Origin of the sequence: Penaeicola halotolerans (genome assembly GCF_016464625.1) — a bacterium.
In the GTDB taxonomy this organism is placed as follows: Bacteria; Bacteroidota; Bacteroidia; order Cytophagales; family Cyclobacteriaceae; genus Penaeicola; species Penaeicola halotolerans.
In genome coordinates this window covers 694236-708009 of record NZ_JAEAGO010000001.1, presented here as the reverse complement: position 1 = coordinate 708009, position 13774 = coordinate 694236, and the positions used below count along the sequence as shown (strand labels likewise).

At 39.3% G+C, this 13774-nt stretch carries 15 protein-coding genes and 1 tRNA gene; 5 read left to right on the top strand and 11 right to left on the bottom strand.

The window, feature by feature from the left end:
* Positions 1-68 precede the first annotated feature (68 nt).
* A complete protein-coding gene (locus tag I5349_RS03180) occupies positions 69-521 on the top strand; it encodes a peroxiredoxin (protein WP_226389280.1) in 453 nt (150 codons plus the stop codon).
* 61 nt (positions 522-582) lie between these two features.
* A complete protein-coding gene (locus I5349_RS03175; protein ID WP_226389279.1) occupies positions 583-1482 on the top strand; it encodes a Ppx/GppA phosphatase family protein in 900 nt (299 codons plus the stop codon).
* A gap of 27 nt (positions 1483-1509) precedes the next feature.
* On the opposite strand, the gene I5349_RS03170 is transcribed toward I5349_RS03175, so the two are convergent.
* From I5349_RS03170 to I5349_RS03145, 6 genes are all read right to left on the bottom strand, one after another.
* Entirely contained in the window at positions 1510-1716 is a 207-nt protein-coding gene (locus tag I5349_RS03170) for a helix-turn-helix domain-containing protein (RefSeq protein ID WP_226389278.1), read from the bottom strand.
* Between the two features lie 2 nt (positions 1717-1718).
* A complete protein-coding gene (locus I5349_RS03165; protein WP_226389277.1) occupies positions 1719-2237 on the bottom strand; it encodes a DUF2975 domain-containing protein in 519 nt (172 codons plus the stop codon).
* Between the two features lie 168 nt (positions 2238-2405).
* Positions 2406-2477 (bottom strand) — tRNA-Arg (locus I5349_RS03160).
* 32 nt (positions 2478-2509) lie between these two features.
* A complete protein-coding gene (locus I5349_RS03155) occupies positions 2510-4519 on the bottom strand; it encodes a site-specific recombinase (protein ID WP_226389276.1) in 2010 nt (669 codons plus the stop codon).
* 85 nt (positions 4520-4604) lie between these two features.
* Positions 4605-5216 carry a hypothetical protein gene (locus tag I5349_RS03150; protein ID WP_226389275.1) on the bottom strand — a complete coding sequence of 204 codons (612 nt, stop codon included), beginning with the start codon at positions 5214-5216 and terminating at the stop codon, positions 4605-4607.
* Positions 5216-6019, bottom strand: a complete 804-nt coding sequence (locus I5349_RS03145; protein ID WP_226389274.1) for a metallophosphoesterase family protein — start codon at positions 6017-6019, stop codon at positions 5216-5218. Before I5349_RS03145 ends, I5349_RS03150 begins: the two co-directional genes overlap by 1 nt.
* Before the next feature lie 204 nt (positions 6020-6223).
* On the opposite strand from I5349_RS03145, the gene I5349_RS03140 reads away from it, so the two are divergent.
* Entirely contained in the window at positions 6224-6442 is a 219-nt protein-coding gene (locus I5349_RS03140) for a DUF3820 family protein (RefSeq protein ID WP_226389273.1), read from the top strand.
* 40 nt (positions 6443-6482) lie between these two features.
* On the opposite strand, the gene I5349_RS03135 is transcribed toward I5349_RS03140, so the two are convergent.
* Positions 6483-9296: an outer membrane beta-barrel protein gene (locus I5349_RS03135; RefSeq protein ID WP_226389272.1), complete on the bottom strand. Its 2814-nt coding sequence runs from the start codon at positions 9294-9296 to the stop codon at positions 6483-6485.
* A 197-nt stretch (positions 9297-9493) separates the two neighbouring features.
* On the opposite strand from I5349_RS03135, the gene I5349_RS03130 reads away from it, so the two are divergent.
* On the top strand, positions 9494-9967 hold the full coding sequence (locus I5349_RS03130) for a DUF456 domain-containing protein (protein WP_226389271.1): 474 nt from the start codon (positions 9494-9496) through the stop codon (positions 9965-9967).
* Positions 9968-10080: 113 nt separating this feature from the next.
* Complete coding sequence (queA, locus tag I5349_RS03125) at positions 10081-11127, top strand: tRNA preQ1(34) S-adenosylmethionine ribosyltransferase-isomerase QueA (RefSeq protein WP_226389270.1); 1047 nt, start codon at positions 10081-10083, stop codon at positions 11125-11127.
* A gap of 45 nt (positions 11128-11172) precedes the next feature.
* Here queA and I5349_RS03120 read toward each other — a convergent pair whose 3' ends face one another.
* From I5349_RS03120 to I5349_RS03105, 4 genes are all read right to left on the bottom strand, one after another.
* Entirely contained in the window at positions 11173-12057 is an 885-nt protein-coding gene (locus I5349_RS03120; RefSeq protein WP_226389269.1) for a DUF5777 family beta-barrel protein, read from the bottom strand.
* Positions 12057-12617, bottom strand: a complete 561-nt coding sequence (locus I5349_RS03115) for a YceI family protein (RefSeq protein ID WP_226389268.1) — start codon at positions 12615-12617, stop codon at positions 12057-12059. Before I5349_RS03115 ends, I5349_RS03120 begins: the two co-directional genes overlap by 1 nt.
* Positions 12598-13074, bottom strand: a complete 477-nt coding sequence (locus tag I5349_RS03110) for a QcrA and Rieske domain-containing protein (protein WP_226389267.1) — start codon at positions 13072-13074, stop codon at positions 12598-12600. The genes I5349_RS03115 and I5349_RS03110 overlap by 20 nt, the downstream gene beginning before the upstream one ends.
* 122 nt (positions 13075-13196) lie before the next feature.
* A complete protein-coding gene (locus tag I5349_RS03105) occupies positions 13197-13694 on the bottom strand; it encodes a hypothetical protein (protein ID WP_226389266.1) in 498 nt (165 codons plus the stop codon).
* Positions 13695-13774 lie beyond the last annotated feature (80 nt).

Genomic DNA, 13774 nt, shown 5'->3' with positions numbered 1-13774 from the left:
AGGTCGTCTTATATTTATTCAAACAAAGGTATGTATTACTTGTTCATCATTAGCTAAACAAACAAAAAATGGCATTAAAAATAGGCACCCAAGCACCCAATTTTAAATTACCCGCCACGGGCAATAAACAGTTTGAACTAGAGAAAGATTTCAAAGGACAGGCATGTATCATTTATTTTTATCCAAAAGACTTCACACCTGGCTGTACACAAGAGGCTTGCGATTTTAGAGACAACTTTAGTTTCTTCAAAAATCTTGATATTCCGATAGTGGGCATCAGCAGAGATACGATCAAGACTCATGAAGAATTTAAAGCTGCGAATCAACTTCCTTTTGATCTTCTTTCTGACAAATCAGGAGATGTTTGCGCTGCTTATAAGGCTTTGATTCCGATCCTCAAAGTCCCTAAAAGAGTCACTTATCTACTAGATGCCAATCATCAGATAAAGGCGATCTATGATGATCTATTTGGGGCGAGAAAACACATCATGCAGATGATCGAAGAAGTACAAAAAGCTTGATCAAGCCATATAATTTGCTATTTTTGATCATAGTACCCAGTATTCATCAACTCTAAGAAATTTGAAATTAGCCGCAGTAGACATTGGATCAAACGCTATCAGGTTGCAAATCACCAATGTAACCAAGTTTAATGGACAAATAAACTTCAAACGTGTCGAGTATGTACGTTTTCCCCTCCGACTTGGAAACGATGTATTTAACCATAAAATGATCAGTCCAGCCAATGAGGCTAAGTTTATCAAACTGATGCAGGCTTTCAAACTGATGATCGATCTCTATGAAGTGGATGACTATATGGTCTGTGCTACTTCTGCCATGCGAGAATCCAAAAATGGCCGTGATATCGCTGCTAAAGTGCTCGCTCAGCATGGTCTCAAAATCAATATCATAGACGGGGAAAAGGAAGCTTTTATCATCAATAAGGCTCTCTGGAGCTATATTGATGATAAGACTTATCTGCACATCGATGTGGGTGGTGGTAGTACGGAGCTCAACCTGTATGTCAATAAGGAGAAGATCGCCAGCAAATCTTTCAAAATAGGTTCTGTGAGGACGCTACAGACTACTCAAAATAATAATGCACAGGTCTGGGGCAAAATGCAAGAGTGGATTCAGACCAATATGAAGTTGAAAAAGCTCGGCTTGATCTCTGCAATCGGTACAGGTGGTAATATCAATAAGATCTTTGACATGGGAGCAACTAAGAAAAGTAAACGTGTGATCTCCATCGAAAAAATCGAAAAAGTCATTGACCATATTTCTCAATACTCACTAGAAGAGCGCATCAATCTCCTGCAGCTCAATCCCGATCGTGCTGATGTGATCATCCCAGCTTCGAATATTTATCTCACAGCGATGAAGGCAGCTAAAGCTAAGCGTATGCTAGTGCCAGATGTAGGCTTAAAGGATGGCTTGATGACCGTCTTGTTTGAGCGAAATCAGGAGAAGTTTGGACTTTAAGATCCAAACTTATCCTGATTTCAATGACTATTCTTCCTCAAAGGCCAATATATCTCCAGGCTGGCAGTCTAAAGCTTTGCAGAGTGCCTCTAAGGTACTGAATCTAATGGCTTTTGCCTTTCCCGTCTTGAGAATAGAAAGATTGGAAAGTGTCAAATCAACTTTTTCAGACAATTCATTCAGGGACATTTTTCGCTTGGCCATCATCACATCTAAGTTTACTATGATTGCCATGGCTATACGGTTAAGTCATTTTCAGCTTGAAGCTCAGAGCCACGCTTGAATACCAAAGCAATGATATAAATCACCCCAGCGAAGAAAAGGATTTCTGCTGCTCCCCAATTTGAAGGTGCCTCTACTCCTAGCTTGAGGAGGTATTTGCTGTATGATGCTGCTATCAGGGCCAAAATACCCGCTACTAGAGCTTCTCTACTGATTTTAGTAATCAACTTGGTCAATCGCTCCGAAAATGGCTTTTCTAGATTAAACTGTTTAAAGATCTCTATCACCAAGTAAGCAATGTAAGCTTTGATACTTGTGATGATGATCTGAAAACTATCAATAAAAAGGTATCCGTACCTCTCCGCTGTAAAGGAACTGTTTAAGTCAACACCGCTAAGTTGAGAGGCCTCTTGTACGTCCTTTACAAGGTGTACTATAAGGGCGAAAAGTCCAGCCCCAGCTTCTATGCAAAGCCCAATAAATATGATCCAAAAGATCACATTCATGATTTGAAGTAATGTCTTGTTGTTCATGGTTTTGATGATTAGTGATGACACAAATAACAGTAAATATTTATTGATAAACAATAAATATTTTTCGTAAAGCATAAAAATTAATTCAATCAAACCATCATTTCCTACTTATTATTAATCCCTTTGAAACAAAAACCCGCTAAATCAAATGATCTAGCGGGTTGGTAGTAGCCCCGACAGGAATCGAACCTGTATCAAAAGTTTAGGAAACTTCTATTCTATCCATTGAACTACGGGGCCGCGATTATATTACAACGAATATAAGTTTTGGTTTACACTTTCCCTTCACCTTCTACATCAACGGCTACTTTTTCTCTAGGAGGGAAAAAGAAAGGCGCTGGATTGAGGAAAAACAAGAAGGATAATCGCGTGAGAAGTTGTCTAGTTTCTTTAAAGTTGACATTGCGTGACCTGATCGCCACAAATGTAGCCAAGCTAAAGCTCACTGTAAAATTCATAATGCCAATGGCAATGATCCCTAACACAGCAGAGATGATGTCATACAAGTGTACTGCACTGCCTAGTGAAGCCATGGCAATACCAAAGTTACCACTCGAGAATGTAATGTGTCTGATATCTAGCGGAAGGCCTAGAATAAATCCAATAGTCCCTGTTGTACCCAAGAAAATCCCCAAGAAGAAATTCCCTGCCAGGCTACCTAGATTGTTTTCTATATAAGTCCCAAATCGCTTAGTCGCTTTTTCTCCAAATACTCTTCTAAGAAAGGGATGCTTATTGATACGCTGAGGGATTTTATTGTAAACACTCTTATTGTCATAATAGCCTGAAATGAGTCCTGATAAGAATAAATAAACACCCGCAATCCCAGCATGAAATACCGCATAGCTTTCTGTAGGATGTAATTCAGCGATCAGCTTGTAAGCTTTATCTGACCCTGCTACAGGCTCACCTGTAAAATAAAAATACAAGAGTGACATGAAGTAAGCTACTGGGAATGCTACTAGGACGTTCCCCACAAAAGCGATAAACTGAGACCTCGATAATCTCACAATAAAGTCCGCTAAATTTGAAATATCATGATCTCTAGACCCTTTGACATCTAAGGCTCCTGCTAGCTTGGAAGCTGTCATGGCAGGTTGCTTAGTGGCCAATGTAGAGTGCGATACGTGTATCCCTATAAAGCCCAAAGAGTAGTTCATACTGTACAGAAAGGCCTCACCAAATGGCGCTAGCTTCATGTAGTAGATCATCACTTTGATGATGGTTAGAAAGCCCACAATCATTCCACCACCCATTGCTGAGAGTAGCATTCTGAAGTACTCCTTAGGTGTACGAGTGATGTAGTGTTCGCCAGTTTTACCTGCATGCTCCGTGATCTGAAAAGCCAATAAGCTGATGTTACTTTCGAAGTGTTCTTTGAGACTATTCTTTTTACACTCAGCCCTAAGCAAGATCTGAAAGAACTCAATCTCTTTGGTAAAGGGCACTTCATCTTTGGTGTCTACTACCAATTCCATCAGTCTTCTTAGACGGACGATGTTTTGATTGAGTCGCTGTAGCAGGTAGGTCAGTGCGAGACTGGCGCCAAACTTATTTCTATTCTTCCTGATATGTTGAATGTACTCTTCACACTGCGTGAGCATGACCAAAATATGCTTGTAGTCCGCATGATCCGAAGTTCTATCTATCTCATTTTTGGTGATATGCTCTACATAGTCTATGATCTCACGGTTTTGGGAGAGAAAAGGCGACTCCATTTCCTCCAATTCAGGTAGCTTCTCGATCATCTCTGGCTCCAGTCCCATCGCTGTGATGCGCTGCGAGATGACCAACATACTATTGAGAATTTGAAGTAAAGACTTATTATCACTAGGTAACTGGTATGTTTCTATCAGTCCAATCGCTTGTAGGAGATTTGACCAAATCTCTATAGGCACCTGCGCAGCCCAAACATAATCTGATCGCTTGCTAAAAGCTCTATTGAAAATGATCGTAAAATCATTGTCATGATAGACCGATGGCAGAATCGCTTGAGAAATTTTATTGCTCGTCTCTTTGAAAAACCCTTCGTTGGAAAGAATACCAGCATCTGTGAAGAGCCTTTTGGTATTTTTTCCTTGAGCCAATCCCAGTAAAAAATGCTTGAAGCTCTGGTTCAAATCAGGATTACTTTTAAGCAATTCTGTCAGATTGATCAATTGATTGACAGCATGTTGGATATCTTGGGATCTCTTGGGTCTGATCTCACTGACCAAACGCTCAAGATCGGAGACAAAAAACTTATCTGTCTGAGAAGCTATTTTTTCAAGTATATTCTTCATAGATAGTATTCAGATGATCTAGTGCAAGTATTTGCTTTTCGATCAAATTGAAATTAAGCAAAATTAGCTTAATAATGCTAAGCAATCACTCAAAGTTGAATTTGAGGCCTATACCTAAATGCAGCACATCTAGGATAGAAAAATACTGTGTATTGAGGATATAGCTAGTCATTTTCAGGTCATTAGACCCCAATTCGTAGTATAAAGTCATATTAGAAAAAGCGGCAGTTTCACGCTTACTTTTTTTATGGAGCATCCCTCCTATGAAGATATTTGGTCTCATGCCATCACTCCACCAGTAGTAGCCTCTTGGATAGTAGTCAGGTCGGTAGGTTTTAAACTCACTTCCAGTGGTAAAGACAAAAAATGCACCCGTAGTCAAAGGTGTAACTGACCAATTATTTTTAAGCGTTATATGCCAAGGCTTATAAGTAAACTTAGGCGTAAATGTGAAAAAGTAATCTCCACCTACAGACTCAGGTGTATAACCCGCATAGATATCTAGCTCTGCTTTGTTTTTTAAAATCTCATAGCCTATTCCTGAAGAGATCAATCCCATACTCCCGGCAAACTGTACCTTAAAGTGTGATGGAAGCATCCAAGGTCTAGGCAGACGAATTACAGAATCGACTTCTTGTTGGGCTTGTAGTCCTAGAGCAGTAACCAAAGAAAAAATGATAGTGAGTAGCGTTTTCATCAAAATTCAACTTGTTCAAATGAATAATCGTCTCCCCAAACTGTAAACACTAAATACTGACGCTTTCCTACAGTACTCGTTACGATGTATTGCACATCATCTTCATAGGGACTTACGCTACGAAAATTGTGAGAATGTCCATGAAGAGATAGTCTCACCTTATTGCTTTCAGCCAAAGTTTGGGCATATGGAATCTCTAGTTCTCTGTCAAAATCACCTGTGAAAGGCGCCACATGAGAAATAACGATTGATTGATCTACTTCCGTCAGAGACAATCTCTCCTCTAGCCAATTAAGGTCTGGCACCATGCCTTCAAATCCGTACTCCCGAGAATTTGTATTAACCATGACAAATTGCTTGTTGCGAAAAACAAAGCTATCATCCAATGGCCCAAACATTTCTCTAAAAGCCCTGCTTCCGTTGCCTGTCAGGTCATGATTTCCTACAACTGCAAAATAAGGTTTGTCTAATCTGGTCAGTATGTCATTGATCCAAATGAACTCTTTGCCCAATCCAAAGTCTGTAATGTCTCCTGCAATGGCTGTAAAATCAATATTCTCTTGTTGATTAGCACTAAGTACAAAATCCTCCAGCTGATCATAAAATCGCTGCGTATCACCCATGAGGATAAATCTCACCGTATCCTTGCCTCCGTCTGTTGCGCTGATTTCTTCAAATGCCTTTGCATTGAGGTTTCTTTGTGATTCATCAAAGCGAATTTCATTAGGATGGTATTCGAACAATCCACAGGCAGTCAAAAATAAAGTACTAAATAAAGTGATCAGCTTGACAAGCTTGCCCATCTTTTTATATGTTTATATGTCCATAAACTGATTTAGTACTAAAAAAGTTAAATTCGTTTCAATATAATTTAAAACTATACTAAGCCAGATTTTGAATTGAAATGGAAACAATAGATGTATAGACAGCTATTTGTTAAAAAATCAGTTGATGATTAGGAGAAAAATATATTTCCCAAAATATCTTAAGCATAAAAATTAAAGCCCGTGAATGCACAAATATTACAAGACTTAGTGTCTCAGCGCATGCCTTTTGGTAAGTACAAAGGGAAATTAATCTGTGAGATTCCTGAGTATTATCTAGTTTGGTATCATCAAAAAGGTTTCCCAGAAGGTAAGCTTGGCATGTGGCTTCACACCATGTATGAGATCCGATTAAATGGCTTAGAGTATCTTCTAAACCCGCTTAAAACGAAAAAAAGCTGATGATTTCTCACCAGCTTCTTTAGTTTAGTTTACACAAAAATTAATCTCTTCTCCACATCATACCACCTCTGTCATCACCTCTTGGCTCAGGAGCTTTGCCTGTGAAGCTTCTCAAGTTGTAAGTGAAAGTCATCATGAAGTACTGCTGAAGTGTAGTCGTGAATGAGTCTTCAATCGCGATATCCGTGATCGTTCTGCTGATCGCATTGTTTTGCTTGAAGATATCGAATCCAGATACTTTGATCTCGCCTCTGTTGTTTTTGAAGAGTTTACGTCCAAATTCAGCATTAACCAACCAGATAGACTGGTTAAACTCTTCTCCTAGACCAGTGTAAAGTGAATTACTAAATGTAGTACCGATAAACCACTTCTCTGTGAAGCTCCAGAAGATTCTACCTGTAGTGATCTGTGTGTAGAAATTTCCATTGAGCGTCTGCTGTACTGAACTTCTTACGATATTGTAATTGGCATTAGTACCGATGTTGAAGTCTAGACGCTCAGAGATATTACTGGTGAAAGATATCCCTTGGCTCAAAGTCGTATTCTTGTTGTTATTCAAGATATTATTGATACGACCTGGAGTCACACTGTAGCTTATTCTTGAGTTCCAGTTGATATTAGTTTTCAAACCTTTAATCGGCTTACCATAAGTGAAGAATGCACTGACATTGTAGCTATCACCGATATTCTCAGCTCTAGTGTACTGACCACCAGCAGGTAGCTCTACTTCACCATTGATCAGGGTATCTGCTTGAGCGATATAGCTGGCATTACCAATCGTATTTTTCGTGATCGAACCTGTCAAGAAAGCAAACATTGTTCTAGACTCTGCCATGTTGAAGTTCGAGATGTTTGTAAACACTCTGTGCGTGTAACTCTGCTGCAAGTTTGGATTACCAGAAGATATTCTCAGTGGGTTGCTGTTGTCAATCACATTTTGTAATTGCGTCACAGAAGGCTGATTAGTATTTGTTCTGTAGTTAAATCTCAAGTTTGAGAACTGAGACAACTTATACTGCGCATTGATATTAGGTAGCAGGTTGTTGAAAGTGAGGTTGTTTTCAGTTTCAAAAGGGAAAATAGCCTCATTATCCAACTGTGCATACTGATAGTTGAGGTTAGTGAAGATATTTAACTTACCGTTGTTATACCTATAGCCAGCACCCATTCTTTGCGTCAAGTATGCACTTTGAAAAGTATTACTCAAAGCTGGATTTAGCGTCTCTTCGATTTCTTGACTTTCTCTTACAAATACGAGTTGATCTGAATCTGTCAGGTTATTACCATACTCATAGTTTAACTGAAGCACTGACTTTTCACTCAATGGCTCTGTGTAGTTCAACCCAATATTGTAATTCATGAAATCATTCACACGTGTAGTTCTCTGGATCAAACTATCTTGAGAATTGTTTGTAAAGTTGATGTTAAACGCATCCAATTGACTCAAGCTTTCTGTATTAGAAAGTGTAGTATTGATGTTCGCTGTGATCGTTCTTCCTTGCTTTACAAATCTATGCGTAAAGATCACGTTGTTTCTGATATTGTAGTCATTATCAGATGCATCAGTTGTATTAGCAGATGAACTCAGTAGATCTCCATTTGGCAATGAGTTTTGGCTAAAGATATCACTGAATGAGCCATTATCCCCGATGCTGACATTTGGTCTCCAGATCAATGTGTTTCTATCATTGATCTTATACTCTAGTCTCAAGTCAAATCTATGCTCAAAGTTTTCTCTCGTATTGATAGAGTTTTCATCATAAAGCTGACTTCTGTCGGCAGAAAGAATTGTCTCTCTATTTAAGATATTAGTCAAAGCTGTCTCTCTATTTGTAAAAAAGTAGCTACCAGAAATATCGCCTTTATCAGCTTTTGAGCTTAGGATATTAGAAAAGTTAAACCCAATCGAATTGGTACTAGTGATACCGTTTGATTGCGGTACGCCACCTGGACGACCGAAGAATCGACCACCTCTACCACCACCTTGGTTTTGCAGTGGATCATCTGCTGAGAAGCTTGATTGGTTGATATTGTTAGAAAGACCTGTTACTGTCAATCTTTTATCACCATTGAAGAAGTTTAAGCTAGCTCCTGCTTGGTATCTGTCATCTGTACCATATCCAGCAGCTACTTTACCAAATACACCCTTGCTCACCCCTGATCTCGTGATGATATTGATGGTTCTGTTGTAGTTACCATCATCTACACCAGTCAGTCTTGATTGATCGTTTTGCTGATCAAATATCTCTACGCGATCCACGGCATCCGCAGGTAAGTTTCTAAGTGCCGCAGCGGCATCATCTCCAAAGAAACGCTTACCATCTACCAATACTTGTCTGACTTGTTCACCACGCGCTTGTACTTGACCATTTTCTACAGTCACACCTGGGAGTTTTTTGACTAGATCCTCTGCATCTGCGTCTGGTCTTGTCTTGAAAGCTGAAGCATTGAATGCTACAGTATCTCCTTTCACTTCTGCAGTAAGCGCAGTAGCTGATACTTGAACTTCACCTAGAAGTTTGCTATCCTCTGAAATAAAGATATCTCCTAGCGTAGTTAGCGAAGGTGTATTTTCTATGAGTTTGGTATACTTCGTATAACCTATAAAAGTAACTACCAAGATGAAACGTCCTTGGCTAGGCTTTTTTAATCTGAACTTACCTTCAATATCTGTAGAAATAGCCTCGATAAGTGAGCTATCTCCGACATTTCTAAAGGCCACGTTGGCACCCACTAGTGATTCCTTCGAGCCCTGGTCGTAGATCGTACCAGTGATTGTTTGACTTTGAGCGGTTGTTGTAGCTATCCCTAAACCAAACAACCAAAAAACTGCAATGAGTAGATTTCTTTTCACGATTTTATTTTTGTTAAACTCCATCTTAGACTGCAAATGTCACTGAAGGTTTAAGTCTATCGACACTATTTTATGAGATGATGTGATCTTTTGTGATGATTGCATATAAACCCTGATAAGTGGCGAAAAGAAGCCATTAAAATTTGTCTCCATTTTAAATTTTCTGATACCTTTATCTCAAAATCTAAAGATCCGGCATGGAGTATTTTTTTATCGTAAGTGCATGGCTATTATTAGTCATTGGTTTTTTGGGGGCTTTGCTCCCACTGATTCCAGGACCTCCTTTGAGTTTTTTGGCGCTTGTACTGCTTTATTTTACAGAGCGTTACGATTTAAGTGAGTCCACGCTGTGGATCATGGGAATCATCATGTTGCTTTTGACAATCTTAGACTATACCCTACCGATACAAATCAGTAGAAAGATGAATGGTAGTCGTTGGGGAACTTATGGCTGTGCTTTAGGCTTATTGGTCGGTCTATTCTTTGGTCCGATTGGATTTATATTTGGACCAGTCATAGGAGCCCTTATCGGTGAGCTCATGAGTGGAAAAAATTTAGAGCAAGCTTGGCCATCTGCTTTGGGGGCATTTCTAGGATTTTTGACAGGCACGATGCTCAAGTTGGGCTATGCTTTAGCGGCTATCACCTTGGCTATTTTAGCGATTTGGTGATGAATACTAATTTAATTGATTGATATAGAGTGCATTAAATAATAGTAGTTGACAAAGGCTATTTCAAAACACTATTTTAGCAAAATAAATTTTTCTCCGTTTTAAAAACACAAATGAAACTATCTGACTTTAAGTTTGACCTTCCTCAAAAACTAATTGCCAAAGATCCACTTCCCTCTAGAGATGATGCTAGACTGATGGTACTTCATAGAGCTACTGGAGAGATTGAGCATAGGCAGTTCAAAGACCTTCCAGACATCTTTACAGATATGGATACTTTGGTACTAAACAATACCAAAGTAAGACCTGCTCGTCTGATCGCTAGAAAGACGGGTGACTCTCAAGATGTAGAGGTACTTCTGGTCAGAGAGTTGCGTGCGGAAGATAAAATCTGGGAAATCGTCACTGCTCAAGCACGTAAAATCAGAGTGAGTAATAAGCTCTACTTTGGTAATGGAGAGCTTGTAGCCGAGGTTCAAGATAATACCACTACTAGAGGTAGAACGATCAAATTTATCCATGATGGAACACTTGAAGAGCTGTATAATACCCTTGAGCACTTGGGACATGCGCCCATACCAGAGTATCTAGACAGAGCTTCTACTGAGACTGACAGAGAGCGCTATCAAACAGTATACTCAAAACATGTCGGTGCTGTGGCAGCCCCTTCTGCTGGACTTCATTTCACTAAAATCCTGCTGAAAAGGTTAGAGCTTGTAGGTGTTCAAATCGGAGAAGTGACTTGCCATACAGGCTTAGCTACTTTCAAAGATATCGAAGTCGAGGATCTCAGTAAGCATAAAATGGAGTCTGAAGCTTACATCATTGAGCAGAAAGTGGTAGATCAAGTCAATGCTTCTAAACTTGAGAAAAAGAAAGTATGCGCTGTGGGACTTTCTACCTTGAAAACGCTAGAGACTTCTATTACCGCTAACAACATGCTTAAAGCTGGTGAAGGCTGGACAGATAAGTTCTTTATTCCACCGCATCAGTTTAAAATCAGTAATTCATTGATTACCAATTTCCATTTGCCAAACTCCACACCTTTGGTCATGGCAGCGGCATTTGCAGGACATGATTTACTGATGAAAGCTTACAAAGAAGCCATCAAAGAAAAATATCGCTTCTACTGCTACGGTGACGCGATGCTGATCCTATAAATGACAAAAGGTCTCCAAATGGAGACCTTTTTCGTTATTTCTACTTTACTGTTTTGCTGCTCTTTTCGCTTTCCTGTCAAAGGAAAAGATCCTATTGATATTGAATCCGAATCTGTACTCACGTGCGAAAAAATCACCATTTTGAGTTGCTAAGAGATAAGGTTCATTGAGCGCTTCAGAGGTAGTGAAGTATAACTGAAATACGTGCCCGCCTGTTTCCAAATCTACGCCTATGGCAAAGTTTGATTGGATATCTTCATTGAAACTTGGTACATACTGTGTAGTCAGTGCCGTTCGTGGTGTCAGTTTGTATCTACCCATGACAGCAGTTGAGAAGTAAAATGTCTCATTTGAAGCAATGCGTGTTTCAGCCCCTACTCTATTGAATATCGCATACATAGGAGTGACTTGTAAGCTGAGTTTATCCGAAAACTTACGAGCGATCATCATTTGCGCAGAATAACTCAATCTATCAGTGAAGGTATAAGGTCCCTCTGTCACAAAATCATAATCGGAGGTATTGGCTCCAATACTACCTGCAAAAGAAACTGACAATGGCACTCTCCCATCTACTGTTTGTCTAATCAGATGGTATCTAGTACCTAAGTCTACTACTCTATCTAAACTCGATCTACCAGCAAAAATTGACCAATTATCTAAGATACCATATTCGAAACTAAATCTCACATTGGCACCATTATCCAAACCAAAGAGCGTTTGAAAACCACCATTGACCTCGCCAAATGTATGCATGATCGAATAATGAAATCCCTTTTTCTCTAAAGGCTCTACGGTGAAAATATTGATCAGTCTAGGTGCTTCAAAAGTGAGCTCCACCTTTTCATCTGGATTTGCTTTCTTTCTTTCGAGTTGCGCCATCAGAAGCATTGGTAAACTCAATATAGCTATCAATAATAAATATTTTCTCATTATTTGGCTGGTTTAAGGGTCATTTTCAATTCAATCTTTTGCTCATCATTGAGTTCATAAAAGACTACACTAGGAATCTCGATATTGTAATCTGACAATTTGAGTTTCCAAGCAGCCTCAATAATCAAATCCTGTCCCTCCTGCTTCATTCTACCCTTGATACTGAGCTGCTTGGTCACTCCATGGACTTTAAACTCCCCCACTACCAACACCTCTTGCCATGTATTACTTGGTGTCTTTAATGTTTGAAATTTTCCTGTAAACTCTGCAAAGGGATATTTATCTGTTTCCAGATAGTTTTTACGCATATGTTTATCTCTCAGGGAAATACCAGTTTCTAGCGTGTTAAGATCTAAGTAAAAGTCTATGAAATTTGATTTCAAATCCACTAAGCCATTGAGGTCAGAAGACACCCCTTCAAATGAATTAAGGGCTGCTTCAGAGATGAACTTCGCGCTACCTTTTTCTCCTTGATATTTTTGCGCACTCGCTGTATCCACACTTAGTATGGAGATGATCAAGAGAGCTGTGGCGAGTATTCTATTTTGTAATGACAACATTGTCTCCGTTTCTTTGAACTGAAAATTCCTGTAAATCCCTATTGGCTGGGCCACTTAGTCTCTGACCGCCATTGCTGAAAACAGACCCATGGCAATTGCAGATGAATTGGCTATTAGAATATGCCCAAGCATTGTCACATCCGCTGTGCGTACAAACACTTGTAAAGGCACGAATCGTCTGGCCATCTACATTGACAACTAGCAGTTGTGATTGTCTGATGAGTAGCCAGCCACCTTGATTTTTGAGGTTAGAGAGATTAGCCTGAGTGAGGTCTAGGTTGGTGATATTTCCTTCTACTCTGATGCCTGTTGTATTATTCGGCATGCCACCTGGCATAGTAGCATCATCATCTATGCTGCTTCCACAAGATGATAAAAAGCTGATACCTAGTGCAGCAAAAAGGGCTGTTGAGCCTGCTTTTTGAAGAAATTCCCTGCGTGTTTTGTTATTTTCCATCGGATCTGAGTTTGGAGATAAAGCGTAAACAGATTGTTTATCAGTGAGTTTAAAACTTTGATAAAAATCTATTATCGCAACTGAATACAGATACGAGGAATCTAGATCAAATAGATTACTGACTAGAAGTGTTTGCGGTCAAGAATCTCTTTTAGGATGATAGCATCTCTTAGAGAACCTGGATTGTTGAGTAGCTTGCCGTAGTGATTTTCTTCTTCCATATCCAAGCCTGTTTTTTTAACGGATAGATCAGAAGTCGTTTTGACCTCGTCTATCACTATTTGTTCATCGAGGGTCTTAAATTTGTCTGAGGACTGATCTTCAAAAGTAAAGTAAGATTTCTCAGCAGGCGCTTCATCTACTTCATCTTCATATGAAAAAACAGGAGGTTCTTCTTTTTGTGAGACTGGTTTATAAACTTCCTCTTCTTTTTGAAATTTCTGTCCTGTGATTTCTTCTAATAATTCCTCAAAAGTAGGCTTTCTAGAACTGGTCTGTGGCTGACCTTGGGATCTTGGAGATTGATTGGCTTGTTGCTTTTTCTTTTTGCGATTAGCAGACACAATAAAGTACACTAGCATAGCTAGAATGTAAATGATCGTTCCTGGGTTAAAATCCATAGTCGTGTCTTAAAATTCGCTTGAGCAAAATGCCAAATCCTACTCTAGCAAATCTAATAATTAATTTTAATTTTGCTAGA

Excerpts from the sequence above, each read along its gene's own strand:
- I5349_RS03180 (WP_226389280.1), top strand. The coding sequence starts at position 69 with ATGGCATTAAAAATAGGCACCCAAGCACCCAATTTTAAATTACCCGCC.
- I5349_RS03170 (WP_226389278.1), bottom strand. The coding sequence starts at position 1,716 with ATGGCAATCATAGTAAACTTAGATGTGATGATGGCCAAGCGAAAAATG.
- I5349_RS03165 (WP_226389277.1), bottom strand. The coding sequence starts at position 2,237 with ATGAACAACAAGACATTACTTCAAATCATGAATGTGATCTTTTGGATC.
- I5349_RS03155 (WP_226389276.1), bottom strand. The coding sequence starts at position 4,519 with ATGAAGAATATACTTGAAAAAATAGCTTCTCAGACAGATAAGTTTTTT.
- I5349_RS03150 (WP_226389275.1), bottom strand. The coding sequence starts at position 5,216 with ATGAAAACGCTACTCACTATCATTTTTTCTTTGGTTACTGCTCTAGGA.
- I5349_RS03145 (WP_226389274.1), bottom strand. The coding sequence starts at position 6,019 with ATGGGCAAGCTTGTCAAGCTGATCACTTTATTTAGTACTTTATTTTTG.
- I5349_RS03130 (WP_226389271.1), top strand. The coding sequence starts at position 9,494 with ATGGAGTATTTTTTTATCGTAAGTGCATGGCTATTATTAGTCATTGGT.
- queA (WP_226389270.1), top strand. The coding sequence starts at position 10,081 with ATGAAACTATCTGACTTTAAGTTTGACCTTCCTCAAAAACTAATTGCC.
- I5349_RS03120 (WP_226389269.1), bottom strand. The coding sequence starts at position 12,057 with ATGAGAAAATATTTATTATTGATAGCTATATTGAGTTTACCAATGCTT.
- I5349_RS03115 (WP_226389268.1), bottom strand. The coding sequence starts at position 12,617 with ATGTTGTCATTACAAAATAGAATACTCGCCACAGCTCTCTTGATCATC.
- I5349_RS03110 (WP_226389267.1), bottom strand. The coding sequence starts at position 13,074 with ATGGAAAATAACAAAACACGCAGGGAATTTCTTCAAAAAGCAGGCTCA.
- I5349_RS03105 (WP_226389266.1), bottom strand. The coding sequence starts at position 13,694 with ATGGATTTTAACCCAGGAACGATCATTTACATTCTAGCTATGCTAGTG.